Annotated in this window: 22 protein-coding genes and 3 pseudogenes; 20 read left to right on the forward strand and 5 right to left on the reverse strand. The window is 71.2% G+C overall.

Annotated elements, in window-relative coordinates; all coding sequences use genetic code 11:
- The first annotated feature begins 115 nt into the window (after positions 1-115).
- The 14 genes and pseudogenes from eutN to PKO50_RS01685 all read left to right on the forward strand — a co-directional run bounded on the left by eutN (position 116) and on the right by PKO50_RS01685 (position 14499).
- On the forward strand, positions 116-403 hold the full coding sequence (eutN, locus tag PKO50_RS01620) for an ethanolamine utilization microcompartment protein EutN (protein WP_275628619.1): 288 nt from the start codon (positions 116-118) through the stop codon (positions 401-403).
- 94 nt (positions 404-497) lie between these two features.
- The gene (locus PKO50_RS01625; protein ID WP_275628620.1) at positions 498-1919 is read left to right on the forward strand and encodes an aldehyde dehydrogenase family protein; all 1422 of its coding nucleotides are present in this window, start codon (positions 498-500) and stop codon (positions 1917-1919) included.
- Positions 1920-1926: 7 nt separating this feature from the next.
- Positions 1927-2763, forward strand: coding sequence for an ethanolamine utilization protein EutJ (eutJ, locus tag PKO50_RS01630; protein ID WP_275628621.1), 837 nt, complete (start codon positions 1927-1929; stop codon positions 2761-2763).
- A gap of 46 nt (positions 2764-2809) precedes the next feature.
- Positions 2810-3963 (forward strand): annotated as a pseudogene (locus PKO50_RS01635) (iron-containing alcohol dehydrogenase).
- A gap of 44 nt (positions 3964-4007) precedes the next feature.
- The gene (gene eutH, locus PKO50_RS01640) at positions 4008-5264 is read left to right on the forward strand and encodes an ethanolamine utilization protein EutH (protein ID WP_275628622.1); all 1257 of its coding nucleotides are present in this window, start codon (positions 4008-4010) and stop codon (positions 5262-5264) included.
- 10 nt (positions 5265-5274) lie between these two features.
- Complete coding sequence (locus PKO50_RS01645) at positions 5275-6693, forward strand: ethanolamine ammonia-lyase reactivating factor EutA (protein WP_275628623.1); 1419 nt, start codon at positions 5275-5277, stop codon at positions 6691-6693.
- Positions 6694-6702: 9 nt separating this feature from the next.
- The gene (locus tag PKO50_RS01650; RefSeq protein ID WP_275628624.1) at positions 6703-8064 is read left to right on the forward strand and encodes an ethanolamine ammonia-lyase subunit EutB; all 1362 of its coding nucleotides are present in this window, start codon (positions 6703-6705) and stop codon (positions 8062-8064) included.
- Positions 8065-8074: 10 nt separating this feature from the next.
- A pseudogene (eutC, locus tag PKO50_RS01655) lies at positions 8075-8956 on the forward strand (ethanolamine ammonia-lyase subunit EutC).
- A 25-nt stretch (positions 8957-8981) separates the two neighbouring features.
- Positions 8982-9641 (forward strand): ethanolamine utilization microcompartment protein EutL, encoded by a 660-nt coding sequence (gene eutL / locus PKO50_RS01660; RefSeq protein ID WP_089389796.1) that lies wholly within the window; start codon positions 8982-8984, stop codon positions 9639-9641.
- Positions 9642-9654: 13 nt separating this feature from the next.
- On the forward strand, positions 9655-10149 hold the full coding sequence (locus PKO50_RS01665; RefSeq protein WP_089389795.1) for a BMC domain-containing protein: 495 nt from the start codon (positions 9655-9657) through the stop codon (positions 10147-10149).
- Positions 10146-11516: a 4Fe-4S dicluster domain-containing protein gene (locus PKO50_RS01670; RefSeq protein ID WP_275628625.1), complete on the forward strand. Its 1371-nt coding sequence runs from the start codon at positions 10146-10148 to the stop codon at positions 11514-11516. Before PKO50_RS01665 ends, PKO50_RS01670 begins: the two co-directional genes overlap by 4 nt.
- Complete coding sequence (locus tag PKO50_RS01675; protein ID WP_275628626.1) at positions 11501-12049, forward strand: BMC domain-containing protein; 549 nt, start codon at positions 11501-11503, stop codon at positions 12047-12049. The genes PKO50_RS01670 and PKO50_RS01675 overlap by 16 nt, the downstream gene beginning before the upstream one ends.
- A gap of 108 nt (positions 12050-12157) precedes the next feature.
- On the forward strand, positions 12158-13216 hold the full coding sequence (gene eutR / locus PKO50_RS01680) for an HTH-type transcriptional regulator EutR (protein ID WP_275628627.1): 1059 nt from the start codon (positions 12158-12160) through the stop codon (positions 13214-13216).
- A 98-nt stretch (positions 13217-13314) separates the two neighbouring features.
- The gene (locus PKO50_RS01685) at positions 13315-14499 is read left to right on the forward strand and encodes an acetate kinase (RefSeq protein ID WP_275628628.1); all 1185 of its coding nucleotides are present in this window, start codon (positions 13315-13317) and stop codon (positions 14497-14499) included.
- A 24-nt stretch (positions 14500-14523) separates the two neighbouring features.
- Here PKO50_RS01685 and dxs read toward each other — a convergent pair.
- From dxs to PKO50_RS01700, 3 genes and pseudogenes are all read right to left on the reverse strand, one after another.
- Positions 14524-16433, reverse strand: a pseudogene (gene dxs / locus PKO50_RS01690) (1-deoxy-D-xylulose-5-phosphate synthase).
- 395 nt (positions 16434-16828) lie between these two features.
- Positions 16829-17716 carry a (2E,6E)-farnesyl diphosphate synthase gene (gene ispA / locus PKO50_RS01695; RefSeq protein WP_275628629.1) on the reverse strand — a complete coding sequence of 296 codons (888 nt, stop codon included), beginning with the start codon at positions 17714-17716 and terminating at the stop codon, positions 16829-16831.
- The gene (locus PKO50_RS01700; protein ID WP_009615726.1) at positions 17713-17955 is read right to left on the reverse strand and encodes an exodeoxyribonuclease VII small subunit; all 243 of its coding nucleotides are present in this window, start codon (positions 17953-17955) and stop codon (positions 17713-17715) included. The genes ispA and PKO50_RS01700 overlap by 4 nt, the downstream gene beginning before the upstream one ends.
- 116 nt (positions 17956-18071) lie before the next feature.
- Between PKO50_RS01700 and PKO50_RS01705 the strand changes: the two genes are divergently transcribed.
- Both PKO50_RS01705 and PKO50_RS01710 read left to right on the forward strand, forming a co-directional pair.
- A complete protein-coding gene (locus PKO50_RS01705; RefSeq protein ID WP_275628630.1) occupies positions 18072-18671 on the forward strand; it encodes an ACP phosphodiesterase in 600 nt (199 codons plus the stop codon).
- 67 nt (positions 18672-18738) lie between these two features.
- Positions 18739-19605 carry a universal stress protein gene (locus PKO50_RS01710; protein ID WP_109934471.1) on the forward strand — a complete coding sequence of 289 codons (867 nt, stop codon included), beginning with the start codon at positions 18739-18741 and terminating at the stop codon, positions 19603-19605.
- Positions 19606-19753: 148 nt separating this feature from the next.
- Here PKO50_RS01710 and PKO50_RS01715 read toward each other — a convergent pair whose 3' ends face one another.
- Both PKO50_RS01715 and olsB read right to left on the reverse strand, forming a co-directional pair.
- Positions 19754-20518, reverse strand: a complete 765-nt coding sequence (locus tag PKO50_RS01715; RefSeq protein WP_275628631.1) for a lysophospholipid acyltransferase family protein — start codon at positions 20516-20518, stop codon at positions 19754-19756.
- Positions 20518-21276 (reverse strand): L-ornithine N(alpha)-acyltransferase, encoded by a 759-nt coding sequence (gene olsB / locus PKO50_RS01720; protein WP_275628632.1) that lies wholly within the window; start codon positions 21274-21276, stop codon positions 20518-20520. The genes PKO50_RS01715 and olsB overlap by 1 nt, the downstream gene beginning before the upstream one ends.
- Before the next feature lie 141 nt (positions 21277-21417).
- On the opposite strand from olsB, the gene PKO50_RS01725 reads away from it, so the two are divergent.
- The 4 genes from PKO50_RS01725 (at position 21418) to PKO50_RS01740 (ending at position 24717) form a co-directional block, all read left to right on the forward strand.
- On the forward strand, positions 21418-22314 hold the full coding sequence (locus PKO50_RS01725) for an acyl-CoA dehydrogenase (protein ID WP_275628633.1): 897 nt from the start codon (positions 21418-21420) through the stop codon (positions 22312-22314).
- A 70-nt stretch (positions 22315-22384) separates the two neighbouring features.
- Positions 22385-23170 carry an MBL fold metallo-hydrolase gene (locus PKO50_RS01730; RefSeq protein ID WP_109934475.1) on the forward strand — a complete coding sequence of 262 codons (786 nt, stop codon included), beginning with the start codon at positions 22385-22387 and terminating at the stop codon, positions 23168-23170.
- Positions 23171-23266: 96 nt separating this feature from the next.
- On the forward strand, positions 23267-24391 hold the full coding sequence (locus PKO50_RS01735) for a serine hydrolase (protein ID WP_275630414.1): 1125 nt from the start codon (positions 23267-23269) through the stop codon (positions 24389-24391).
- The gene (locus PKO50_RS01740) at positions 24388-24717 is read left to right on the forward strand and encodes an amidase (protein WP_275628634.1); all 330 of its coding nucleotides are present in this window, start codon (positions 24388-24390) and stop codon (positions 24715-24717) included. Before PKO50_RS01735 ends, PKO50_RS01740 begins: the two co-directional genes overlap by 4 nt.
- Positions 24718-24968 lie beyond the last annotated feature (251 nt).

The following is a 24968-nucleotide window of genomic DNA, read 5'->3' on the forward strand; positions in this document are numbered from 1 at the left end:
GCGGTTCGCCGCGACTGTCCGAGCGGTGCCTGAGCGCGCCCTGCGCGTGCCGGGCACCGTCACCGAGGATCCATGCGTACGCCGCGGGGAACGCGGCCCGACGAGGTAACAGGCGATGAAACTGGCGATTGTCGTGGGGCAGGTGGTGTGCACCGTGAAGCATCCGGGCATGGGCCTGGACCGGCTGCTGCTGGTCGAGATGCTCGACCGTGCCGGGCAGCCCGGCGGTGAACGGCACGTGGCCAGCGACTGCCTCGGCGCCGGCAACGGCGAGTGGGTGATGCTGGCCAGCGGCAGCGCCGCGCGCCAGGCCCTGGCCGAGGAACGCGTGCCGATCGACCTGTGCGTGGTCGGCATCGTCGACGAAGCGGTGCTCGACGGCAGCCTGCTCTACCGCAAATAGGCCCGCCCCCGGCGGTCATTCACGACAAGCGTCCTCCACCGGCCCGCGCCAGGTGGAGTGGCCTGGCTCATCCCTGAATTCTGTGAGGCACGACGTGGACATCAACCCGAAGGAAATCGAACAGGTGGTCAAGGCGGTGCTCGCCTCCATAGGGGCGACCTCCACGGCCGGGGGTTCCGCGCCGGGCGCGACCTGCGCCCCCGGCGTGTTCGTCGAACTGGACGCCGCCGTGGCCGCCGCCGCGCAGGCGCAAAAAGCATTGCGCTCGGTGGCCATGCGCGACCGGGCCATCGCCGCCATCCGTGCCGCCGGCGAGCGCCACGCCCAGGAGCTGGCGGAACTGGCGGTGGAAGAAACCGGCATGGGCCGGGTGGCCGACAAGGCCGCCAAGAACATCGCCCAGGCCCGCCATACCCCCGGCACCGAATGCCTGCAGGCGCAGGTGCTCAGCGGCGACCGCGGGCTGACGCTGATCGAGAACGCGGCCTGGGGCGTGATCGCCTCGGTGACGCCCTCGACCAACCCGGCGGCCACCGTCATCAACAACGCCATCAGCATGATCGCCGCCGGCAACGCCGTGGTGTTCGCCCCGCACCCGGCGGCCAGGCGGGTGTCGCAGCGCACCGTCAGCCTGCTCAACGAGGCCATGGTCGCGGCCGGCGCGCCGGCCAACCTCATCACCACCGTGCAGCGCCCGGACATCGAGACCGCCCAGCGGCTGTTCCGCTACCCCGGCATCGGCCTGCTGGTGGTGACCGGCGGCGAGGCGGTGGTGGAAGCCGCGCGCAAACACACCGACAAGCGCCTGATCGCCGCCGGCGCCGGCAACCCGCCGGTGGTGGTGGACGAGACCGCCGACCTGGCGCGCGCCGCGCGCGACATCGTGTTCGGCGCCTCGTTCGACAACAACATCATCTGCGCCGACGAGAAGGTGCTGATCGTGGTCGACAGCGTCGCCGACGCCCTCAAGGCCGAGATGCTCAAGCACCAGGCCGTGGAGCTGAGCGCCGCCCAGGGCCAGCAGTTGCTGCCGCTGCTGTTGCCGAAGGTCGACGGGCAGGGGCGCGGCACTGTCGCGCGCGACTGGGTTGGCCGCGACGCGGCGAAGATCGCCGCCGCCATCGGCCTGCAGGTACCGGAACAGACGCGCCTGCTGCTGCTGGAAAGCGCCGCCGACCACCCCTTCGCCATCACCGAGATGATGATGCCGGTGCTGCCGATGGTGCGGGTGGCCAACGTCGACCAGGCCATCGCCCTGGCGGTGAAGCTGGAGGGCGGCTGCCACCACACGGCCGCCATGCACTCGCGCAACCTCGACCACCTGGACCGCATGGCCAACGCCATGGACACCAGCATCTTCGTCAAGAACGGGCCATGCCTCGCCGGCCTGGGCTTCGGCGGCGAGGGCTGGACCACCATGACCATCACCACGCCGACCGGCGAGGGCGTGACCTCGGCGCGCACCTTCGTGCGCCTGCGCCGCTGCGTCATGGTCGACCACCTGCGGATCGTCTGAGGCGGCCATGCAACGCGATCTCGAAAACTGGCTGCTGCCGCGCCTGGAACGCGCCGCCTACTGCCTGGCGCACCCCGTCGCGCAACCGGGCGACCGCGGGCCGCTGAGCCTGGGCATCGACCTGGGCACCAGCGCCGTGGTGTCGGTGGTGCTCGACGCCCAGGCGCTGCCGGTGGCGGTGCGCCTGGACTGGGCCGACGTGGTGCACGACGGCGTGGTCTGGGACTTCTTCGGCGCGGTGAAGCTGGTGCGCAGCCAGCTGGAAAGCCTGGAGCGGCAACTGGGCGTGTGCTTCCAGCGCGCCGCGACCTCGTACCCGCCGGGCACCGAGGCGAGCATTTCCACCCACGTGCTGGAGGCCGTCGGCCTGGAAGTCGGCTGCGTGATCGACGAGCCCTCGGCGGTGGCGCGGATGCTGCGCCTGGACCGCGCCGCGGTGGTGGACATCGGCGGCGGCACTACCGGCGTGGCCGTGGTGCACGACGGCGAAGTGACCTATTCCGCCGACGAACCCACCGGCGGACATCACGTCAGCCTGGTGCTGGCCGGCCACCTGGACGTGCCGCTGGAGGAAGCCGAGCGGCGCAAGCGCAAGGAGGGCGAGGCCCTGTGGCCGCTGGCGCGCCCGGTGTTCGAAAAGATGGCCGACATCGTCCGCACGCACCTGCAAGGCCAGGCCGTGGACGCCATCTACCTGTCCGGCGGCTCCTGCACCCTGCCCGGCGTACAGCCGCTGTTCGCCGCGGCCTTCCCCGCGCAGCGGGTGATCCTGCCCGCGCCGCCGCTGTTCACCACGCCGCTGGCCATCGCCGCCTGCGGCCTGCAAGCCGAGGAGGAACGCTGACATGCACGAGCAGGAGGTCGGCCGGGTGATCCATCGCGCCCTGGACATGCTCAATGCCCGCGCGGTGCGCGAATTCCGCGTGCCGCCCAGCACCTACATCGGCCCCGGCGCCACCGTGCGCACCGGCGAGGCCTGCGCGGCGCTGGGCATCCGCCGGCTGTTCGTGATGGTCGACGGCCGATTGCACGAGCAGCGACTGGACCAGGGCCTGCTGCGTTCGCTGGACGACGCCGGGCTGGCCCACGAATGCCTGGTCTATGCCGGCGGCGAGCCGCACAGCGAAGTGGTGGAGGCCGCCGGCCGGCAACTGCTGGCCGCCGACTGCGACGGCGTGCTGGCCTTCGGCGGCGGCTCGGTGCTGGACGCGGCCAAGGCCACGGCGCTGCTGGCGGCCAACCCGGAGCGCCGGGTGAGCGACCTCGGCGAGGGCCCGGCGCTGCGCCGGCGCATGCCGCTGATCGCCGTGCCGACCACCGCCGGCACCGGCTCCGAGGCCACCAACGTGGCGGTCATCACCGACAGCCAGCGGCACCTGAAGCAGGTGCTGGTGCACACCGACCTGATTCCGGACCTGGCGATCATCGACGCCTGCCTGACCCTCGGCGTGCCGCCGGCGGTGACCGCCGCCACCGGCATCGACGCGCTGACCCACGCCATCGAGGCCTACGTCGCGCCGCACGCCACGCCGCTGACCCAGGGCCTGGCCCTGCGCGCCGTGGCGCTGATCGGCGAGGCCCTGCCGCTGGCGGTGGGCAGGGCGGCAACGTCGGCGCCCGCGAATCGATGATGCTCGCCTCGTACATGGCCGGCATGGCCTTTTCCAATTCCGGCCTGGGCCTGTGCCATGCCACCGCGCACCCCCTGGGCGCGCGCTACGGCATTCCCCACGGCCAGGCCAACGCGCTGATGCTGCCGGCGGTGATGCGCTTCAACCAGCTCGTCTGCAAGCGCGCCTACGCCGACATCGGCCACGCGCTCAGCCGCGAAAGCCTGGATGCCGAACGCAGCATCGCCGCGGTGCAGCGCCTGATCGACGAAGTCGGCGCCGCCGGCCGCGACCTGCAGGCCCACGGCGTGCGTCGCGAGGATTTCGCCGCGCTGGCCGAGGCGGCCCTGCAGGACATCTGCCTGGCCGGCAACCCGCGCAGCGCCTGCGCGCAACAGATCACCGCGATCTACCAGGATGCCTGGCAGCGCTGACGCGCCTGCCGTGAAGGAAACGACGTTGTTCAGGAGTAGGTGTCATGAGCGTTAACGAAATCATCCTCTACGTGATGATGGTCTTCCTGCTGATCGGGGCGGTGGACAGGGTATTCAGCCAATTCGGCGGTTCGGAGAAAGTCCTCGGCTACCTCGGCCTGGGCTGGCTCGGGCGCGGCATCGGCGGCTCCGGCGGGCAGTTCGAGGAAGGCTTCATGGCCATGGGCGCGCTGGGCCTGGCCATGGTCGGCATCACCGCCCTGGCGCCGGTGCTGGCCAACCTGCTGGGGCCACTGGTGATCCCGCTCTACGAGAGCGTCGGGGCGAGCCCGGCGATGTTCGCCGGGACCCTGCTGGCCAACGACATGGGCGCCTTCTCCCTGGCCAAGGAGCTGGCCGGCGGCGACACCGCCGCCTGGCTGTACTCGGGGCTGATCCTCGGCGCCATGATGGGCCCGACCCTGGTGTTCATCATCCCGGTGGCGCTGGGCATCATCGACCCGTCCGACCGCCGCTACCTGGCCCTGGGCACCCTGGCCGGGATCGTCACCGTGCCGCTGGGCTGCATCGCCGGCGGGCTGGTGGCGATGTACTCGGGCATCGAGGTCAACGGCGAGCCGGTGCAGTTCAGCCTGGCGATGATCCTCGTCAACATGATCCCGGTGCTGGTGGTCGCGGTGCTGATCGCCCTGGGCCTGAAGTTCTGCCCGGAGAAGATCATCGCCGGCTTCGAGGTGTTCGCCAAGCTGCTGGTGGGGCTGATCACCCTCGGCCTGGCCGCCGCGGTGGTGCAGTTCACCGTGGGCTGGACGCTGATCCCGGGGATGGACCCGATATTCATGAGCGAGGGCGACGAGCCCGGCGCGGTGATGCGCGCCATGGAGGTGATCGGCTCGATCGCCTGCGTGCTGCTCGGCGCCTACCCCATGGTGCTGCTGCTGACCCGCTGGTTCGGCACCCCGCTGATGAAGGTCGGCGGCCTGCTGGGCATGAACAAGGATGCCGCCGCCGGCATGGTGGCGACCCTCGCCAACGTGATCCCGATGTTCGGCATGTTCGGCAAGATGGATGCCCGCGGCAAGATCATCAACTGCGCCTTCGCCGTGTCCGCCGGCTTCGCCCTGGGCGACCACCTCGGCTTCACCGCGGCGAACATGTCCGCGATGATCTTCCCGATGCTGGTCGGCAAGCTGTTCGGCGGTGTCACCGCGGTGGTGGTGGCGCTGCTCATCGCGCCGAAATCCGAAGCCCAACCCGAGCCGGTGGCGTTGCCCGACGCCGACCTGCAGCGGGCCGAGTAAGGGCACGGCCATGAGCAGGCGCGAGTTGCGCAGCGTCGGCATCGACGTCGGCACCACCACCACGCAGGTGATCTTCTCGCGCCTGGTGCTGGTCAACCGCGCCTCGCTGTCGCAGGTGCCGCACTACGAGTTCGCCGCGCGGGAGGTCACCTACGTCAGCCCGGTGGCCTTCACCCCGATCGACTTCGAGGGCCACCTGCGCGAGGACGAGCTGCTCGCCTTCATCCTCGACCAGTACCGCGCCGCGGGGCTGGAACCTGCGCAGGTGGAATCCGGCGCCATCATCATCACCGGCGAGACCTCCAAGGCGCGCAACGCGCGCCCGGCGGTGCTGCGCCTGGCCGAGCGGCTGGGCGACTTCGTGGTCGCCAGCGCCGGGCCGCACCTGGAGTCGGTGATCGCCGGGCGCGGCGCCGGCGCGGCGGAACTGTCCGCCGCCTGCGCCGGGCGGGTGCTGAACATCGACATCGGTGGCGGCACCGCCAACTACGTGCTGTTCGAGGCCGGCCGGGTGATCGGCTCGGCCTGCCTGAACGTCGGCGGGCGCCTGGTGGAGACCGACAGCCGCGGCGCATTGCTGCGCCTGCATGCGCCGGCGCGGGCGATCTGCCGCGAGCTGTTCGGCGCCGAGCCCCAGGCGCTGTCCATCGAGCAATTGCGCACGCTGGCGCGGCGCATGGCGGCGCTGCTGTACGAGGTGATCGACGGCACGCCGTCGCCGCTGGCCAGGGAACTGCTGATGACCGAAGCGCTGCCCGCGGTCGGCCAGTTGCAGGCGCTGACCCTCTCCGGCGGCGTCGGCGAATGCTACTACCACGGCGCGGAACAGGCGCCGTTCCGCTTCGGCGATATCGGCCCGCTGCTGGCCGCGGCGTTGCACGGCGACCCCGGCTTCCAGCGCCTGCCGCTGGCCGAGCCGAAACAGACCGTGCGCGCCACCGTGATCGGCGCCGGCGCCCACAGCCTGTCGCTGTCCGGCAGCACCATCTGGCTGCGCGAAATGCAACTGCCGATGCGCAACGTGCCGGTGGTGCCCTGCGCGACGAACTGGGCCAGCGGCCAGGGCGCGGGCCTTGCCGACGGCTGGTTGCAGAACCTGCTGCGCATGGACCTGCGCGCCGGCGAAGACCTCTACGCCCTGGCCCTGCCGGCGGACCTGCCGGTGGCCTACCGGGCCATCCAGCGCTGCGTGGACGAACTCGCCGGCTTCCAGCGCCATGCAACCCAAGCCCATCCGCTGCTGGTGGTGGCCGCCCAGGACCTCGGCAAGGTCCTCGGCATGCTCCTGCAGCCGCGCCTGGCCGGCCGCGCCCTGGCGGTTATCGACGAAGTGGCGACCAGCGATGGCGACTACATCGATATCGGTAGCCCGTTGTTCGACGGCGAGATCCTTCCGGTCACCGTCAAGTCACTGGCTTTCCCTTCCTGAGGTGGTGTTATGAAGCTCAAGACCCAGTTGTTCGGCAAGACCTATCAGTTCAAGGACGTCAAGGAAGTCCTGGCCAAGGCCAACGAGCCGCGCTCGGGCGACGTGCTCGCTGGCGTGGCGGCAACCACTGCGCAGGAGCGGGTGGCGGCCAAGCAGGTGCTGTCGGAACTGACGGTGGCCGACATCCGCATGAACCCGGTCATCCCCTACGAGGAGGACAGCGTCACCCGGCTGATCCAGGACGACCTCAACGAAACCGCCTACGCCCGTGCCGCGCAGTGGAGCATCGGCGAGTTGCGCGAATACCTGCTCGCCGACACCACCAGTAACGACGACATCACCTTCCTGCGCAAGGGCCTGAGTTCCGAGGTGGTGGCGGCGGTGGCGAAGATCTGCTCCAACGCCGACCTGATCTATGGCGCCAAGCGCATGCCGGTGGTGAAGAAGGCCAACAACACCATGGGCCTGCCCGGTCGCTTCAGCGCCCGCTTGCAGCCCAACGACACCCGTGACGACGTGCAGAGCATCGCCGCGCAGATGTACGAGGGGCTGTCCTACGGCATCGGCGACGCGGTGATCGGCGTCAACCCGGTGACCGACAACGTCGAGAACCTCAGCCGCGTGCTGCACACCGTCTACGAGGCCATCGACAAGTTCGCCATCCCCACCCAGGGCTGCGTGCTGGCCCACGTAACCACGCAGATGGAAGCGATCCGCCGCGGCGCGCCGGGCGGGCTGATCTTCCAGAGCATCTGCGGCAGCGAGAAGGGCCTGCGCGAATTCGGCGTGGAACTGGAGATGCTCGAGGAGGCGCGCGCGGTGGGCGCCGAGTACAACCGCATCGCCGGGCCCAACTGCCTGTACTTCGAAACCGGCCAGGGCTCGGCGCTGTCCGCCGGCGCCCACCACGGCGCCGACCAGTTGACCATGGAGGCGCGCAACTACGGCCTGGCCCGGCACTTCGACCCGTTCATGGTCAACACCGTGGTCGGCTTCATCGGCCCGGAGTACCTGTACAACGACCGCCAGATCATCCGCGCCGGCCTGGAAGACCACTTCATGGGCAAGCTCAGCGGCATCTCCATGGGCTGCGACTGCTGCTACACCAACCACGCCGACGCCGACCAGAACTCCAACGAGAACCTGATGATCCTGCTGGCCACCGCCGGCTGCAACTTCATCATCGGCATGCCGATGGGCGACGACATCATGCTCAATTACCAGACCAACGCCTTCCACGACACCGCCACCATCCGCCAGTTGCTGGGCCTGCGCCCGGCGCCGGAGTTCGAGCGCTGGCTCGAGCGCATGGGCCTGATGAGCGAAGGCCGGCTGACCGCCCGCGCCGGCGATCCATCCATTTTCTTCTGAGGGAAGCGACATGCATCAGCAGCAGATCGAGGACATCGTCCGTTCGGTATTGAATGAACTCCAGGCCCGCCCCGCGGCCGCGCCGGCCAGCGCGCCGACGCCCGCCGCGAGCGCCGTGGAAGACGGCCTGTGCGCCTGGGACCTGGGCTCGGAACAGGCCCGGCAGTGGATCGGCGTCGAGGCCCCGCAGCGCCCCGAGGTGCTGGAGGAATTCCGCAAGGCCACCGCCGCGCGGGTGTGCCTGGGCCGCGCCGGCGTGCGCCCGCGCACCCAGGCGTTGCTGCGCTTCCTCGCCGACCACTCGCGTTCCAAGGACACCGTGCTCAAGGAGGTGCCCGCCGAGTGGGTGGCCCAGCAGGGCCTGCTGGAAGTGTAGTCGGAAATCGACACCAAGGACCAGTACCTGACCCGCCCGGACATGGGCCGCCGCCTCAGCGAGAAGGCGGTGGCGACCCTGCTGGCCGAGTGCAGGAAGAACCCGCAGGTGCAGGTGGTGATCTCCGACGGCCTGTCCACCGACGCGGTGACGGTGAACTTCCAGGAAATCCTCCCGCCGCTGCTGGAGGGCCTGAAGAGCGCCGGGCTGGATGTCGGCACGCCGTTCTTCGTGCGCTACGGACGGGTCAAGGTCGAGGACCAGATCGGCGAACTGCTCGGCGCCCAGGTGGTGATCCTGCTGGTGGGCGAGCGCCCCGGCCTGGGCCAGTCCGAGAGCCTGTCCTGCTACGCGGTGTACAAGCCGACCCTGGCCGGCACCGTGGAGGCCGACCGTACCTGCATCTCGAACATCCACCGCGGCGGCACGCCGCCGGTGGAAGCGGCGGCGGTCATCGTCGACCTGGCCAGGCGGATGCTGGACAAGCAAGCCTCCGGCATCGCCCTGAACCGCTGAGCCCCATCCTGAGGAGCAACCCGACATGAGCATTCTCGATCCGATCAAACCGAGCGTCACGGCCATGCGCCTGATCGCCTCGTTGCAGGAAGACTTCCGCCGCGAGCTCAAGGTGGGCGAGCACATCCGCAGCCTCGGGCTGATCAGCGTCGACTCCGACGACGTCGCCTACATCGCCGCCGACGAGGCGACCAAGCAGGCCCAGGTGGAAGTGGTCTACGGCCGCTCGCTGTACGCCGGGGCGGCCAACGGGCCGTCGCCGACCGCCGGCGAGGTGCTGATCATGCTCGGCGGCCCCAACCCCGCCGAGGTGCGCGCCGGGCTCGACGCCATGAACGAGGTGATCGAGGCCGGGCCGAGCTTCCGCTGGGCCGACGACGCCCACAGCGTGGCCTTCCTCGCGCACGTGGTGTCGCGCACCGGCAGCTACCTGTCGGCCGGCGCCGGCATCGCCCTGGGCGACCCCATCGCCTACCTGGTGGCGCCGCCGCTGGAGGCCACCTACGGCATCGACGCCGCGCTCAAGGCCGCCGACGTGCAACTGGTGACCTACGTGCCGCCGCCCTCGGAAACCAACTACTCGGCGGCCTTCCTCGCCGGCAGCCAGGCGGCCTGCCGCGCCGCCTGCAACGCCTTCTCCGAGGCGGTGCTGGAGATCGCGCGCAACCCCATCCAGCGGGCCTGAGGAGGTGAGCGCCATGATCGATGCCCTGGGGTTGCTGGAGGTCAGGGGCCTGGCCTGCGGCATCGAGGCCGCCGACGCCATGCTCAAGGCGGCGTCGGTGCGCCTGCTGCGCCAGGCCGTGACCAACCCGGCGCTGGTCACCCTGGTGGTGGAGGGCGACCTGGCCGCCTGCCGCGCCGCGCTGGACGCCGGCGCGGCGCTGGCCACCCGGCGCGGCTGCCTGGTCGGCCGCAAGGAGATCGGCCGCCCGGAAGACGACACCGCCTACCTGCTGGATACCCTGCTGGACGCCGGGCAGGAGCCGGCGCCGCGCCCTGCGCCGGCGCCGGAGGAGGCGCTGCTCGGCCTGCTCGCCCGGCGCAGGCAGGGCTACAGCGCCAGCGAGGTGGCGGCGGCCTTCGACATCCCGGTGGCGCAGGCCCGGGCCTGGCTGGAGGGCCTCTTCGCCCAGGGCCGGCTGCGCCGCCGCAGTAGCCGCTACCGCCTGCCGGGAGGGGCGCCGCGATGATCACCGTGCAGGCCCTGGCGCCCGACGAGATCCGCCGCCGGGTGTTCGCCGCCGGCGTGGTGGGGGCGGGGGGCGCGGGCTTCCCGACCCACGTCAAGCTGCAGGCCGAGGCGGAGATCTACCTGGTCAACGGCGCCGAGTGCGAGCCCCTGCTCAAGGTCGACCAGCAACTCGCCGTGATGCAGGCCGAATGGTTGCTCAAGGGCTTGCTCCACGGCATGGCCGCCACCGGCGCGAAGGAGGGGATCATCGCCCTCAAGGCCAAATACCAGGCGGCCATCGACTGCCTGCAACCGCTGCTGCCCGAGCGCGTGCGCCTGCACATCCTGCCGGACGTCTACCCGGCCGGCGACGAAGTCATCACCATCTGGCTGGCCACCGGCCGGCGCGTGCCGCCGGCGGCGCTGCCGCTGGCCATCGGCGTGGTGGTGAGCAACGTGCAGACGCTGATCAACGTCGGCCGCGCGGTGGAGCTGCAGCAGCCGGTGACCCACCGCACCCTGACCGTGAACGGCGCGGTGCGCCGGCCGCTGACCCTCAGCCTGCCGCTGGGCACGCCGCTGCGCGAGGCCCTGGCCCTGGCCGGCGGCAGCACCCTGGAGCGCCCCGCCTTCATCAACGGCGGGCCGATGATGGGGCGCCTGCTGGACGACCTCGACGAGCCGCTGAGCAAGACCACCGGCGGCCTGCTGGTGCTGCCGGACGACCACCTGCTGGTGCGTCGCCGCCGGCAGGGCATGGACTCGGTGCTGGCCATGGCCCGTTCGGTGTGCGAGCAGTGCACGCTGTGCACCGAACTGTGCCCGCGGCACATGATCGGCCACGAACTGCCGCCGCACCTGATCGTGCGCGCCACCAACTACCGGCACGTGGCGCAACCCAGCGTGCTGCTGTCGGCGCTGACCTGCTCCGAATGCGGCATCTGCGAGGCCTACGCCTGCCCGGTGGACATCTCGCCGATGCGCCTGAACCAGGCGCTCAAGGCCCGCCTGCGCGAAGAGGGCGCCCGCTACCAAGGCGAACTGCGCGGCGCCGACCCCATGGCCGAATACCGCCTGCTGCCGGTCAGCCGCCTGGTCTCGCGCCTGGAACTGCAGGCCTACAACCACAAGGCGCCACTGCTGGCCCAGGAACACCACCCCGCCGAGGTGCGCCTGGCGCTGCGCCAGCACATCGGCGTGGCCGCCCGGCCCTGCGTCGCCGTGGGCCAGCAGGTGGCATTGGGCGACTGCATCGCCGAAGTGCCCGAAGGACAACTCGGCGTGCCGCTGCACGCCAGCATCGCCGGCCGCGTGGCGGAGGTCGGCGACGGCCACATCCGCCTCGTCGCCAACCCGCCAGGAGAAGCTTCATGCACCACGCCATAGGCTTGATCGAACTGACCAGCATCGCCCGCGGCGTGCAGCTCGCCGACCTGATGCTGAAGAGCGCCGACGTGCAGCTGCTGGCGGCCAAGACCATCTGCCCCGGCAAGTACATCGCCATGGTCGGCGGCGAGGTCGCCGCGGTGCGCCAGGCGGTGCAGGCCGGCGCGGCCGAGGGCGGGCAGATGCTGGTGGACCAGTTCGTCCTGGCGAACATCCACGAATCGGTGCTGCCGGCCATCAGCGGCGTCAACCCGGTGGACGAGCCGCGCGCGCTGGGGGTGGTGGAAACCTTCAGCGTGGCGGCCTGCATCGAGGCCGCCGATGCCGCGGTGAAGGCGGCCAACGTCACCCTGGTGCGGGTGCACATGGCCTTCGGCATCGGCGGCAAGTGCTACCTGGTGCTGACCGGCGAGATCGCCGACGTGGAGGCGGCGGTGCGGGTGGCCTGCGCCAGCGCCGGGGAAAAGGGCCTGCTGGTGCATGCCATGACGGTGGCCAGGCCGCACCTTGACCTGTGGCAACACCTGCTCTGACGAATTCTCCACAGTGTGAGGCAGCCACAGAGCTACCCACCTGGCCGTGCCTTGCAGACGAAACCCGACCCGCTCGCGCGGGTCCCTGAAGTCATCGGGCAAGGCGTCATGTCGGACAAGAAAAGCACAATCGATCTGCATCACCTGTGGGCGTGCGAAGGCGCGCCGGGCGGGCTGGACGAACCCCTGGGCCACGGCGACGGCGTGCGCCGGCGGCAGACCGGCGACGTCTACGCCCACGCCTGCAACATCACCGCCTGGCAGCAGCTCTACGACCAGCTCGACCCCGGGCCCTTCCGCGGCGAGCTGACCGAGGTCTGGCTCGACGGCCTGCAGTTCTTCCGCGAATACACCAGCCACGCGCTGCACCAGTCCTGCATGGTCTGGCCCGGCGCCTTCTGGTTCGGCATCCCCTACGGCGACAAGGACGTCGGCTACATCGGCCGCGACTGCATCGACGCCCAGGCCATCGCCGTGCGCCCGGGCGGGCGCGAGTTCGAGCTGAGCACCCCGGACGACTACAACATCCTCGGCCTGGTGGTGGAGCGCGAGGCGCTGCTGGAGCACCTGGAGCTGGAGGAGTTGCGCCACCTCGGCCTGCTGCTGGAGGAGTCGCGCCTGCTGCAGGTCGAGCCCGGCGCCCGGCGGCGCCTGTGCGACTTCATGCGCGCCGCGCTGGCGCTGGCCCAGGTCGAGCCGCTGAGCCTGCGCGAGCCCGCGGTGGCGCGGCAGCTGAACCACGACCTGCTGCTCTGCCTGCTGGACCTGCTGCAGGGCGCCGAAGCGGCCCGCCACGCCTGTTCCCGCACCCTGCTGCGCAAGCACTGGGTGGTCGCCAGGGCGCGCGAATACGTGCTGGACAACCCCGCGCGGCCGGTGAGCGTGCTGGAGCTGTGCCGGCTCCTGCACGTCAGCCAGCGCACGCTGCGCAACTGCTTCCTGGACGTGCTCGGGCGCAGCCCCATCCACTACCTCAAGGCCGTGCGCCTGAACGCCGTGCACCGCGAGCTGGGCAGCCCCCACTCGCCCTACGCGACCGTGCAGGACGCCGCCATGGCCTGGGGGTTCTGGCACATGGGGCAGTTCGGGCGCGACTACCAGCTGCTCTTCGGCGAGCGGCCCTCGGCCACCCTGGCCAATCGCGAACGCCTGAGCGCGGCCTGGTAGGCCGCACCTCTTCTCCCCGGCGCGCCCGTGCCCGGCCCTTCGCGGTCCGGGGCGGCGTGGCGCGCCGGGCTCTCCCTTGTCCTGCAGGAAACCCTTCCATGTCCGACCGAAGCATCCTCGTCATCAACTGCGGCAGTTCGTCGATCAAGTTCGCCCTGGTCGAGGAAAGCGCCCCCGAGTTCCGCGCCAGCGGCATCGTCGAATGCCTGGGCACGCCCCAGGCCAGCCTGCGCATCGTCGACGCCGGCGGCCGCGCCGACCTCGCCCTGCCCAACGCCGACCACCGCCAGGCCCTGGCGCGCCTGCTGCCGCTGGTGCAGGCGGCCGCCGAAGGGCGCCTGCAGGGCATCGGCCACCGCGTGGTGCATGGCGGCGAGCACTTCAGCCAGGCCTGCCGCATCGATCCGCAGGTCATGAGTACCATCCGCGACACCGTCGCCCTGGCGCCGCTGCACAACCCCGGGGCCCTGGCCGGCATCGAGGCCGCCCTGGCGCTGTACCCGCAACTGCCGCAGGTGGCGGTGTTCGACACCGCCTTCCACCAGAGCCTGCCCGAGCACGCCTACCGCTACGCCCTGCCGGAACGGCTGTACCGGCATTTCGGGGTGCGCCGCTACGGCTTCCACGGCACCAGCCACCGCTACGTCAGCCAGCGCGCCGCCGCCCTGTGCGACCTGCCGGCGGAGGACAGCTGCTGGCTGTCGGCGCACCTGGGCAACGGCAGCTCGACCTGCGCCATCGTCAACGGCCGCAGCCGCGACACCAGCATGGGCATGACGCCGCTGGAGGGGCTGGTGATGGGCACGCGCAGCGGCGACGTCGACCCCAACCTGCACGGCCACCTGATCCGCAGCCTGGGCTGGAGCATCGAGGAAGTCGACAGGATGCTCAACGAGGACAGCGGCCTGCTCGGCCTGTCGGGGTTGTCCAACGACATGCGCACGCTGGAGCAGGCGCGCGCCCGGGGCCATGCGGGCGCGGCCCTGGCCATCGAGGTGTTCTGCTACCGCCTGGCCAAGTCCCTGGCGGCGATGGGCTGCGCCATGCCGCGCATCGACGGCCTGGTGTTCACCGGCGGGATCGGCGAGAACTCGTCGCTGGTGCGCGCCAGGACCCTGGCCCACCTGGAATTTCTCGGTTTCGCCGTCGACGAGGCGGCCAACGACGCGTGCGTGGGCGGGCGCTGCCGGGCAATCCACCGGCCCGGCTCGCCGCGGGTGCTGGTGGTGCCCACCGCCGAGGAACGCATGATCGCCCTGGACACCCTGGCGCTGCTGGGCTGACGCGGCCCGGCGCCGCGCCGGGGCTCAGGCCCCGGGCGCGGGGGTGGCCAGCTGCGCCAGGCGCTCGGCGATGGCGCGCTCGATGCCGGCGGCGTCCAGGCCGCATTCGGCGAGCATCTGCGCCGGCTTGGCGTGTTCCACGTAGTAGTCCGGCAGGCCCAGGTGCAGCAGCGGCTGCTGGCGGTTCTCGCGGGCGAGGAACTCGCCGACCGCGGCGCCGGCGCCGCCCATCACGGCGTTTTCTTCGATTGTCACCAGCAGTTCGTGGCTGTCGGCCAGTTCACGCACCAGGGCCTCGTCCAGCGGCTTGACGAAGCGCATGTCGGCGACGCTGGCGTCGAAGCGCTCGGCCACCTGCAGGGCCTCGGCCAGCTGCACGCCGAAGGCCAGGATGGCGACCTTGCCGGCCTTGCCCTGGCGGCGCAGCACGCCCTTGCCGATTTCCACCGGCTCCAGCGCCGGGTCGATCGGCGTGTTCGGGCCGCTGCCGCGCGGGTAGCGCACCGCCGCCGGGCCCTGGAACAGGTAGCCGGTGGTCAGCAGCTTGCGCAGCTCGTCCTCGTCGCTGGGGGCCATCACCAGCATGCCGGGGATGCAGCGCAGGTAGGAAAGGTCGAAGCTGCCGGCGTGGGTCGGGCCGTCCTCGCCCACCAGGCCGGCGCGGTCGATGGCGAAGAGCACGTCGAGGTTCTGCACGGCGACGTCGTGGATCAGTTGGTCGTAGCCGCGCTGCAGGAAGGTGGAGTAGATCGCCACCACCGGCTTGATGCCGTCGCAGGCCATGCCGGCGGCCAGGGTGACCGCGTGCTGCTCGGCGATGGCCACGTCGAAGTAGCGCTCCGGGAAGCGCTCGGCGAAGGCCACCAGGTCGGAGCCTTCCTTCATCGCCGGGGTGATGCCGACCAGGCGCGGATCCTGCGACGCCATGTCGCACAGCCACTGGCCGAAGACGTTGGAGTACTTCGGCCCGCCGGCCTTCTTCGGCGCGGCGCCCGCCGGCTCCAGCTTGGTGATGGCGTGGTAGCCGATGGGGTCGGCCTCGGCCGGGGCGAAGCCCTTGCCCTTCTTGGTCACCACGTGGAGGAACTGCGGGCCCTTGAGGTCGCGCATGTTGCGCAGGGTGGCGATCAGCGTGGGCAGGTCGTGGCCGTCGATGGGGCCGATGTAGTTCCAGCCCAGCTCCTCGAAGAGGGTGCCGGGGACCAGCATGCCCTTGGCGTATTCCTCGGTGCGGCGGGCGATCTCCCAGGCCCCGGGCAGGCGCGAGAGCACCTTCTTGCTGCCCTCGCGCATGCTGCTGTAGGTGCGGCTGGAGAGGATCTTGGCCAGGTAGTTGGACAGGCCGCCGACGTTGTGCGAGATCGACATGTCGTTGTCGTTGAGGATCACCAGCATGTCGGCCTGCACGTCGGAGGCGTGGTTCAGCGCCTCGAAGGCCATGCCGGCGGTCAGCGCGCCGTCGCCGATCACCGCCACCGACTTGCGCCCCGAGCCCTGCATGCGGGCGGCGATGGCCATGCCCAGGGCGGCGCTGATGGAGGTGCTGGAGTGGCCGACGCCGAAGGTGTCGTACTCGCTCTCGGAGCGGCGCGGGAAGGCGGCCAGGCCGTCCTTCTGGCGCAGCGTGCCCATGCGCTCGCGGCGGCCGGTGAGGATCTTGTGCGGGTAGGCCTGGTGGCCGACGTCCCACACCAGGCGGTCGTCCGGGGTGTCGAAGACGTAGTGCAGGGCGATGGTCAGTTCGATCACCCCCAGGCCCGCGCCGAAGTGGCCGCCGGTCTGGCCGACGCTGTAGAGCAGGTACTGGCGCAGTTCGTCGGCGAGGGTGACGAGCTCCGCCTCGCCCAGCCGGCGCAGTTCGACCGGCGTGCCGGCGCGGTCGAGCAGGGGGTGGCGGGGCGCTCGCGGGGAATCTCGTGGAACGTCGTGGGCATCAGGCTGATCGTTATGAGAGGCAAAGATGCGGCAGTTTACCTGATGCTTCTGACAGGCCCAAGCAAGGCGGTCGTGCCGTTTGCCCGAGAAAGCGGGTGGTTTGCGTCCGGTTGGTTCCTGTGGAGTGGGGCGGGGCTTTGCTTGCGGACCTAGGTCCTTCGCCCTGCCACACCGGCGAAGACGGCAACCTAGAGCCGTCGAAGCGGGTATGGCGTCCAGGGAAGCACGGTCGTAGGAGCAACTGTCTTGCAGGCCGTGCCGAGGTTGCTCTTCGTAGGAGCGAGCTTGCTCGCGAACAGGCTCCGCTGCGGGGCTTATTCGCGAGCAAGCTCGCTCCTACGAGAAGCAGGCCCGCCGGCAGGGGCGTGCGGTTGTACGCGAAACGACCGGTCGGTCAGTTGCGCCGCTCGACGATGTAGCGGGCCAGGTCGCGCAGCGGCTCGGCGCCGTCGCCGAAGCCTTCCAGGGCCGCCAGGGCCTGGTCGCGCAAGGCCAGGGCGTAGGCCTTGGCGGGTTCCAGGCCGAGCAGCGCGGGGTAGGTGGGCTTGTCGTGGGCCTGGTCCTTGCCCTGGGTCTTGCCCAGGGTGGCGGTGTCGCTTTCCACGTCGAGGATGTCGTCCTGCACCTGGAACGCCAGGCCGACGGCGCCGGCATAGCGGGCCAGGGCCTCCAGGCGCTCGACGTCGGCGTGGCCGCTGGCCAGGGCGCCGAGGCGCACGCTGGCCTCGATCAGCGCGCCGGTCTTGTGCCGGTGCATGGTTTCCAGGGCCGCCTGGTCGATGCGCCGGCCCACCGCCTCGAGGTCGATGGCCTGGCCGCCGACCATGCCGGCGGAGCCGGCGGCGCGGGCCAGGGCGCTGACCATGGCCAGGCGCGTCCCGGCGTCCTGCGGGTTCAGCCGGGCGTCGGCCAGCACCTCGAAGGCCAGCGCCTGCAGGCCGTCGCCGGCGAGGATGGCGCAGGCCTCGTCGAAGGCAATGTGGGTGGTCGGCTGGCCGCGGCGCAGGGCGTCGTCGTCCATCGCCGGCAGGTCGTCGTGGACCAGCGAGTAGGCGTGGATCAGCTCCACCGCGCAGGCCGCGCCGTCGGCCCGGGCGGGGTCGCCGCCGAGGGCCTCGCAGGCGGCGTAGGCCAGCAGCGGGCGCACGCGCTTGCCGCCGTTGACCACGCTGTAGCGCATGGCCCGGTAGAGGCGCTGGAGGTCTTCGCGGGGCGGGGTGAACAGGGTTTCCAGGGCGGCATCGACGCGCGCCTGGCAGCGCGCCTGGTAGGCGGCGATCATGCGTCTTCGCCTTCGCTGTCGAAGGGCGCCTCGCTCAGCTCGCCATCGCGCTCCAGCAGCACCTGCACCTTCTGCTCGGCCTGGCTCAGCGCCGCCTGGCATTCGCGGGTAAGGCGGATGCCCTGCTCGAAGGCGCCGAGCGAGTCCTCCAGGGACAGCTCGCCGCTCTCCAGGCGTTCCACCAGGGTTTGCAGTTCGGCGAGGGACTGTTCGAAATCGACGGCTTTCTTGCGGGCCATGGGACATCTCGGCGGGGTATTCGGAACCCGGCGACACTAGCAGAGACGGGCCTTGCGGGCAAATCCGCGGGCCTGCCCGCACCCCGCCGCGGCCGCTTTCGCGCTAAGCTTGGACGATGAACTACCTCGCCCACCTCCACCTCGGCGGCTCGCAGCCGGCGCAGTTGCTCGGCAGCCTCTATGGCGACTTCGTCAAGGGGCCGCTGGCCGGGCGCTGGCCGGCGGACGTCGAGACGGCCATCCGCCTGCACCGGCGCATCGATGCCTTCACCGACAGCCATCCGCTGGTGCACGCGGCGAAGCTGCGTTTTCCCGCCGAGCGGCGGCGCCTGGCCGGGGTGCTGCTGGACGTGTTCTTCGACCATTGCCTGGCCCGCGACTGGGACACATTCAGCAACGAGCCGCTCAGCGAATTCACCCGCCGCGTCTATGGTGTACTGAACCAGACCCCGCAACTGCCCGAGCGCCTGGCGCGCATCGCCCCGCGCATGGCGGCGCAGGACTGGCTGGGCAGCTACCGCGACTTCGCGGTGCTGCAGGACGTGCTCGCCGGCATGGCCCGGCGGCTGTCGCGCCCGGGCCTGCTGGACGGCGCCTGGGAGGAGCTGGCCGAGCGCTACCAGCCGCTGAGCGACGACTTCCGCGCCTTCTACCCGCAACTGCTGGCGCTGGCCGGGCGGCGCGACGATTTGCCTGGGGATCGCCCCCCGGCTTGATATGCATCAAACGTAGGAAAGCCATGAAAGGATGCAATAGAACCCACGACGGAGAGGGAGGTGCTGCATGCTCAAATCATTGATGATCGCCACGGACTTGTCGTCGCGCTCGGAGAAGGCCCTGCAACGCGCCGGGGCCCTGGCCAAGCGCTTCGGCTGCCCGTGGACGGTGCTCTGCGTGGTCGACGAGGACCAGCCGGCGGCGCTGGTCGAGCAGGAGGCGACGCAGGTCCGGCTGCTGCTGGAGGCGCGCCTGGTCGAGCTCACCGCCCTGGGCGGCAGTTGCCCGCGCATCCGCGTCGAGGTGGGCGACCCGAACCAGAAGATCGTCAGCTGCGCGCTGGAGGAGGACGTCGACCTGCTGGTGATGGGCTCGCACCGCAAGAGCGTATTGCGCGACATCTTCGTCGGCACCACGGTGGAGCGGGTGGTGCGCGCCGGCAAGCTGCCGGTGCTGATGGTCAACCAGCCGGCCGCCGGCGAATACCGCGACCTGCTGCTGGCGCTGGACACCTCGCCGGCCTCGGCCAACGCGGTGCGCGTCGCCGAGCGCCTGGGCCTGCTGCAGGGCGCGGTGCGCCGCGCCATCTACGCCTTCAGCCCGCTGGCCAAGGGCATGATGCAGTACTCCGGGGTCAGCGAGGAGCGCATCGACGAGTTCGTCGGCACCGAGACGCGGCAGGCGGTGGACGAGTTCAAGGCGTTCCTCAGGGACCAGCAGCTGGAGCCCTGGATCGACGAACAGCTGGTCGCCGTCGGCCTGCCGGGCAACGTGCTGGAGCGCATGTCCGAGAAGCACCGGCCGGACCTGCTGGTGATGGGTACCCGGGGCATGGGAGGGATCAAGCGTGCCCTGATCGGCAGTGTTGCCGACTACGCCCTGCGCGAACTGGATTGCGACATCCTGGTCGTGCCGCCGGACACCGACGTATAGGGCGGCGCCGCGCAGGCCCCGCGCGCCACTGGAACGACGGCGCCCGCCAATGGCGGGCGCCGGTCTTTCCGGGGGCCGGGGACTGCGCCGCCGTCCGGGGCGGAACCTGCCAGCCGTGGCGCCCGGCAGGTTCGACTTCCTTCCTGTTTCAGGCGGCCAGCGCCTGGTCCCGCGCGATTTCCCCGTAGATCACCGTGCCGATGGCGGCGTGGGCCTGCTGCGCCAGTTGGGCGCGGTCGCGGCCCTGGCTGGGCAGCGGCTCGAGCAGGTGGATCTCCACGCAGCCGCGGTCGTTGCGCAGCAGCCGCAGCAGGTGGCTGAGCAGGTCGTCGTCGCCGATGAAGGGCGCCAGCTGGTCCGGCTCTCCGTCGCGCAGGTAGCGCAGGGCCACCGGCTGCAGCGGTACCCCGGCATGGATGGCGCCGGCCAGCAGGCGCGGGTGGAAATTGCGCAGGCCGCGGCCGTCGGTGGTGGTGCCTTCGGGGAAGATCAGCGTCGAGCGGCCCAGCTGCAGGGCCCCGGCGATCTGCTCGCCGAGGCGGCTGCCGTCGCCCGAGCCGCGGCGGATGAACAGGGTGCCGGCCTTTTCCGCCAGCCAGCCGGCCAGCGGCCACTGGCGCACCTCGGCCTTGGACAGGAAGGTCAGCGGGGCCAGGGCGCCGAGCAGCGGGATGTCGAGCCAGGACACGTGGTTGCTGACCCACAGCGCCGGGCCCCGGGGCAGTTCGCCATGGACCGTCACCCGCAACGGCAGGGCGCGGCGCAGGCGGGCCAGCCACCAGCGCGTCAGGCCCTGGCGCAGGGCGGTCCAGTCGTAGCCGGGCAGGCGTTCGAGCAGCGCCACCGCGGCGGCCAGCGCCAGGCCCAGGCCGACCACCGCCAGCAGGCGGGCGGTTCGCCAGGCGCCGCGCATCACACGGCCGCCTTGAAGTGGCGGGCGTAGCGCGGGCACAGCTCGTCGCGCTTGAGCAGGATGAACACGTCGGCGACCTGGAAGTCCGGGTCCCAGCAGGGCTCGCCGCAGATCTTCGCGCCCAGGCGCATGTAGGCCTTGAGCAGCGGCGGCAGCTCGGCGGTGAGGTTGTCCGGCAGCTCCCGGGCCGGCAGCGGCGTCTTCGGCTCGGCGCGCAGGTGCTCGCGGCACAGGTAGCGCTCGCGCAGGCGCTGCATCACCGCCAGGGCCTGGATGCCGCCGTCGCGCATGGGGATGCTGGCGCAGCCCATCAGGTAGCGGTAGCCGCCTTCGTTGAGCACCTCGGCCAGCTCGCCCCAGAGCACGGCGATGGTGGCGCCGTTGCGGTAGGCCGGGTCGACGCAGGTGCGGCCGATCTCCAGCACCGGGCCCTGCAGCTCGGCCAGGCCGTCGAGGTGGAACTCCTCCTCGCTGTAGAAGCGCCCCAGGCGCCCGGCGGCGCGGTGGTCGAGCAGGCGGGTGGTGGCCACCAGGGCGCCGCTGGCCAGGTCGCGCACGCCGATGTGCAGGCAGTGGCTGTCGTAGTCGTCCAGGTCCAGGCCGAGTTCGGCCCCCTTCAGGCGCGCATCGAACTCGGTGCTGAACACGCGGAAGCGCAGGGCCTGGGCTTCGCGCAGGGCGCGGGCGCCGCGCAGGCGCACGGCCTTGAGGCGGCGTTCTTCGCGCGGGGTGTCGCAGGCGTGGGCGGTCTGACTCATGCGGAGGCCTCCATGGGCCGGCCAGGCGGGTTGCGGCCGGTCGCCTTTGTTGTGCAAGCTCAGGCTAGGAAGCGGCGGTGTCACGCTCGTGACCCTGGCGTGATGCTTGTATGACAACCACCCCTGGATGAGGATCGCCCCATGCCCTGGAACCGCCTGCTCGGCCCACTGGAGCCACTGCCCGCCGGCCTGGCCCTGGAGGACTGGTACGCCGAACTGCTGGCCTGCGCCGACGGTGCCGGGCCGCTGGAGCTGGCGGTGCTCGCCGGGCGCCTGGCGGCCACCCCCGGCCTGGCCTTCCTCGGCGGCTACCAGGCGGCCCTGCGCGCCCTGTGGCCGGCGGCCCCGGCCGGCCTCGGCGCGCTCTGCGTCAGCGAGGGCAAGAGCCTGCGCCCGGCGGACCTGGCCACCCGCCTGGACGGCCTGACCCTGCACGGCCGCAAGGACTTCGCCACCGCCGCCGACAGCGCCGCCTGGTACCTGGTGGCGGCGCGCGACGAGCCGGCCGGCGACGCCCCGCGCCTGGCGATGACCGTGGTGCTGGCCGGCGCCCCCGGCGCGCGCCTGGAGCCGATGCCGGCCATGCCGCTGATCCCCGACATCCCCCATGCCCGGCTGATCCTCGACGGCGCCCACTGCGAGCGCCTGCCGGGCGACGGCTGGGACGCCTACAGCAAGCCGTTCCGCGGCCTGGAGGACCTGCACGTGATGGCCGCGCTGCTGGCCTGGCTGTACGGCGTGGGCCTGGCCAGCCGCTGGCCGCGCGAGCTGCCGCTGCGCCTGGCGGGGCTGCTGGCCGGCTGTGCGGAGGTGGCGCGGCACCCGGTCGGCGACCCGGCCACGCACCTGCTGCTGGGCGGCCTGTTCGCCCAGTTCGACGCCCTGACCCCGGCGCTGGACGCCGCCATCGCCCAGGGCCCGGAGCACTGGGCGCAGCTGTGGAAGCGCGACCGCGCGGTGCTCGCCCTGGGCGGCAGCGCCCGCGCCAGGCGCCTGGACAAGGCCTGGGCGGCACTGGGGCTTGACCCAGGTCAGTGAGGCCTGCGCCCGCGCCTGGGTACCCTGCGCGACATTCCGCCGCCCACCGGCATGATCCGCAGGAAGCTCCATGCGTCGCGAACCCATAGTGCTGTTCGACAACGGCACCCACCAGTGCCTGTGCTTCGATGACCTCGTCACCGGCGACGGGGTGCAGTCCAACCAGTTCCTCATCGTCGACCACGGCCAGTACCTGCTGCTGGACCCGGGCGGCGACCTGACCTACACGCCGCTGTCGCTGGAACTGTCGAAGCTGATGCCGCTGCAGGAGCTGGACTACATCTTCGCCTCGCACCAGGACCCGGACATCATCGCCGCGCTGGACAAGTGGCTGCTGCACACCCGCGCCAAGGTCATCTGCTCCAAGCTCTGGGCGCGCTTCCTGCCGCACCTGACGGCCAACTACCTGGCGGTCAGCCACGGCATCTCCACCTACGACCGCGTCATCGCCGTGCCCGACCGCGGCCAGTCGCTGAACCTCGGCCGCTGCCAGCTGAAGATACTGCCGGCGCACTTCCTGCACTCGGTGGGCAACTTCCAGATCTACGACCCGGTCAGCCGCATCCTCTTCTCCGGCGACATGGGCGCCTCCCTGGTGGACGACGCCAACCCGGTGCAGGACTTCGCCGAGCACCTGCCGCACATGCTCGGCTTCCACCGCCGCTACATGGCCAGCAACAAGGTGTGCCGGCTGTGGGCGGACATGGTGCGCACCCTCGACGTGCAGATGATGGTGCCGCAGCACGGCCGGCCCTTCGCCGGCAGGCCGATGATCGACGCCTTCCTCGACTGGATAAGCGGCCTGGAGTGCGGCATGGACCTGCTCGGCCCGGCCGACTACCAGGTGCCGCGCTGAATCCGTCCGCCATTACGGCGTGATCGGCGCTTATGGCCGTCATGGCGCCGTGCTAGGGTTCCGCCGGAGCTGACAACAAGAGGCCCGCCGATGCCCATGCCCTGCCTGCGCCCGCTGCTGCGTGGCGCCACCCTGGTCGCCAGCCTGTGCCTGCTGGCGCCGGCCCACGCGCAAACCTGGCCTGAGGCCGATTGGCAGGGTGGCCCCGCGCCCAGTGGCCCGGCCTTGCAGGCCTTCGAGGCCTATGCCTTCCCGGCGCGCGACGACGCCACCCGCCAGGGCGTGCGCAGCGACGCCGTGGTGGTGATCCGCGACGGCCAACTGGTCTACGAGCGCTATGCCGGGCCGACCCGCGCGCAGACCCCGCACCTGGCCTGGTCCATAAGCAAGAGCATCATGGCCTGCGTGCTCGGCGTGGCCTACGGCGAGGGCCGCTTCCAGCTGGACGACGCGGTGGCGCAGCACTTCGCGCCCTTCGCCGCGCACCCGCAGGTGAAGATGCGCCACCTGCTCAACTGGGCCTCGGGCCTGGCCTGGGAAGAGGACTACGAATACGCCCCGCTGAAGTCCTCGGTGGTGGCCATGCTCTACACCCGCGGCCGCGACGACATGGCCGGCTTCGTCGCCGGCTTCCCCGCCGACGCCGAGCCGGGCCAGCGCTTCCGCTACTCCAGCGGCGACAGCAACGTGCTCGCCGCCAGCCTGAAGCAGATGGTCGGCGAGGACGCCTACGCGGACTATCCCTGGACCGCGCTGTTCGAGCCCCTGGGCATCCGCTCGGCGGTGTGGGAGCGCGACGCCAGCGGCACCTTCGTCGGTTCCTCCTACGCCTACATGACCGCCCGCGACCTGGCGCGCATCGGCTTGCTGATGCAGCGCGGCGGGCGCTGGAAGGAACGCCAGCTGCTGCCCCAGGCCTGGATGCAGTTCGCCCTCACGCCGTTCGCCAACTACCGCCCGACCACGGAGGACGCCGCCGACGGCGTGCCCGGCGGCCAGTGGTGGCTGAACCGCGCCCCGGCCGGCGCCGGCCTGCCCTGGCCGAACGCCCCGGAGACCACCTTCGCCGCCCTCGGCCACTGGGGCCAGGCGCTCTACGTGCTGCCCGACCAGAAGCTGGTGATAGTGCGCTACGCCGACGACCGCGACGGCAGCTACCGCCACGACGACTTCCTCAAGCGGGCCCTCGCGGCCTTCGCCCAGCCGGAGGCCAAGCCATGATCCGCCGCCATCCGCTGCTCAGCCTGCTGCTCCTGCTGCTGGTCGCCCTGGCCGGCTGGGCCTGGGCCAACCGCGTGCACCTGGAATCCTTCCCGCCGATCATCGGCGCCTACACGGCCAAGGAGTACTGCTCCTGCCGCTACGTCATGGGCAACAGCGCCGAGTACTGCCAGGGCTACACCAGGCAGTACGTGCCCACCAGCGCCTTCCTCGACGACGCCGAGCACAAGCGGGTGACCGCCCGCGGCCTGGGCAGCACCCAGACCGCCGCCTGGCTCGGCCTGCGCGAGGGCTGCCGGCTGCTGCCCCAGGCGGACGCTTTGTAGGGCGAATAACGCCTACGGCGTTATCCGCCGCTTGGCCTCGATCCCCGGCGGCTCCGGGGTTGACCTGGGCGCTGGCCATGGCCTCGGTGTATCCGGCGGATAACCGCGAACGGTTATGCGCCCTACGCCTGGTGTAGGGCGCATAACGCCTACGGCGTTATCCGCCGCTTGGCCTCGATCCCCGGCGGCTCCGGGGTTGACCTGGGCGCTGGCCATGGCCCCGGTGTATCGGCGGATAACCGCGAACGGTT

Source organism: Pseudomonas sp. 273 (assembly GCF_029201425.1).
In the GTDB taxonomy this organism is placed as follows: Bacteria; Pseudomonadota; Gammaproteobacteria; order Pseudomonadales; family Pseudomonadaceae; genus Pseudomonas; species Pseudomonas delhiensis.

Coding starts and splice junctions, on each gene's coding strand:
- eutH (WP_275628622.1), top strand. CDS start 4,008: ATGAGCGTTAACGAAATCATCCTCTACGTGATGATGGTCTTCCTGCTG.
- PKO50_RS01725 (WP_275628633.1), top strand. CDS start 21,418: ATGCCCTGGAACCGCCTGCTCGGCCCACTGGAGCCACTGCCCGCCGGC.
- eutR (WP_275628627.1), top strand. CDS start 12,158: ATGTCGGACAAGAAAAGCACAATCGATCTGCATCACCTGTGGGCGTGC.
- PKO50_RS01705 (WP_275628630.1), top strand. CDS start 18,072: ATGAACTACCTCGCCCACCTCCACCTCGGCGGCTCGCAGCCGGCGCAG.
- eutJ (WP_275628621.1), top strand. CDS start 1,927: ATGCAACGCGATCTCGAAAACTGGCTGCTGCCGCGCCTGGAACGCGCC.
- eutL (WP_089389796.1), top strand. CDS start 8,982: ATGAGCATTCTCGATCCGATCAAACCGAGCGTCACGGCCATGCGCCTG.
- ispA (WP_275628629.1), bottom strand. CDS start 17,716: ATGATCGCCGCCTACCAGGCGCGCTGCCAGGCGCGCGTCGATGCCGCC.
- PKO50_RS01735 (WP_275630414.1), top strand. CDS start 23,267: ATGCCCTGCCTGCGCCCGCTGCTGCGTGGCGCCACCCTGGTCGCCAGC.
- PKO50_RS01650 (WP_275628624.1), top strand. CDS start 6,703: ATGAAGCTCAAGACCCAGTTGTTCGGCAAGACCTATCAGTTCAAGGAC.
- PKO50_RS01675 (WP_275628626.1), top strand. CDS start 11,501: ATGCACCACGCCATAGGCTTGATCGAACTGACCAGCATCGCCCGCGGC.
- PKO50_RS01710 (WP_109934471.1), top strand. CDS start 18,739: ATGCTCAAATCATTGATGATCGCCACGGACTTGTCGTCGCGCTCGGAG.
- PKO50_RS01715 (WP_275628631.1), bottom strand. CDS start 20,518: ATGCGCGGCGCCTGGCGAACCGCCCGCCTGCTGGCGGTGGTCGGCCTG.
- PKO50_RS01645 (WP_275628623.1), top strand. CDS start 5,275: ATGAGCAGGCGCGAGTTGCGCAGCGTCGGCATCGACGTCGGCACCACC.
- PKO50_RS01730 (WP_109934475.1), top strand. CDS start 22,385: ATGCGTCGCGAACCCATAGTGCTGTTCGACAACGGCACCCACCAGTGC.
- eutN (WP_275628619.1), top strand. CDS start 116: ATGAAACTGGCGATTGTCGTGGGGCAGGTGGTGTGCACCGTGAAGCAT.
- PKO50_RS01685 (WP_275628628.1), top strand. CDS start 13,315: ATGTCCGACCGAAGCATCCTCGTCATCAACTGCGGCAGTTCGTCGATC.
- PKO50_RS01700 (WP_009615726.1), bottom strand. CDS start 17,955: ATGGCCCGCAAGAAAGCCGTCGATTTCGAACAGTCCCTCGCCGAACTG.
- olsB (WP_275628632.1), bottom strand. CDS start 21,276: ATGAGTCAGACCGCCCACGCCTGCGACACCCCGCGCGAAGAACGCCGC.
- PKO50_RS01665 (WP_089389795.1), top strand. CDS start 9,655: ATGATCGATGCCCTGGGGTTGCTGGAGGTCAGGGGCCTGGCCTGCGGC.
- PKO50_RS01670 (WP_275628625.1), top strand. CDS start 10,146: ATGATCACCGTGCAGGCCCTGGCGCCCGACGAGATCCGCCGCCGGGTG.
- PKO50_RS01740 (WP_275628634.1), top strand. CDS start 24,388: ATGATCCGCCGCCATCCGCTGCTCAGCCTGCTGCTCCTGCTGCTGGTC.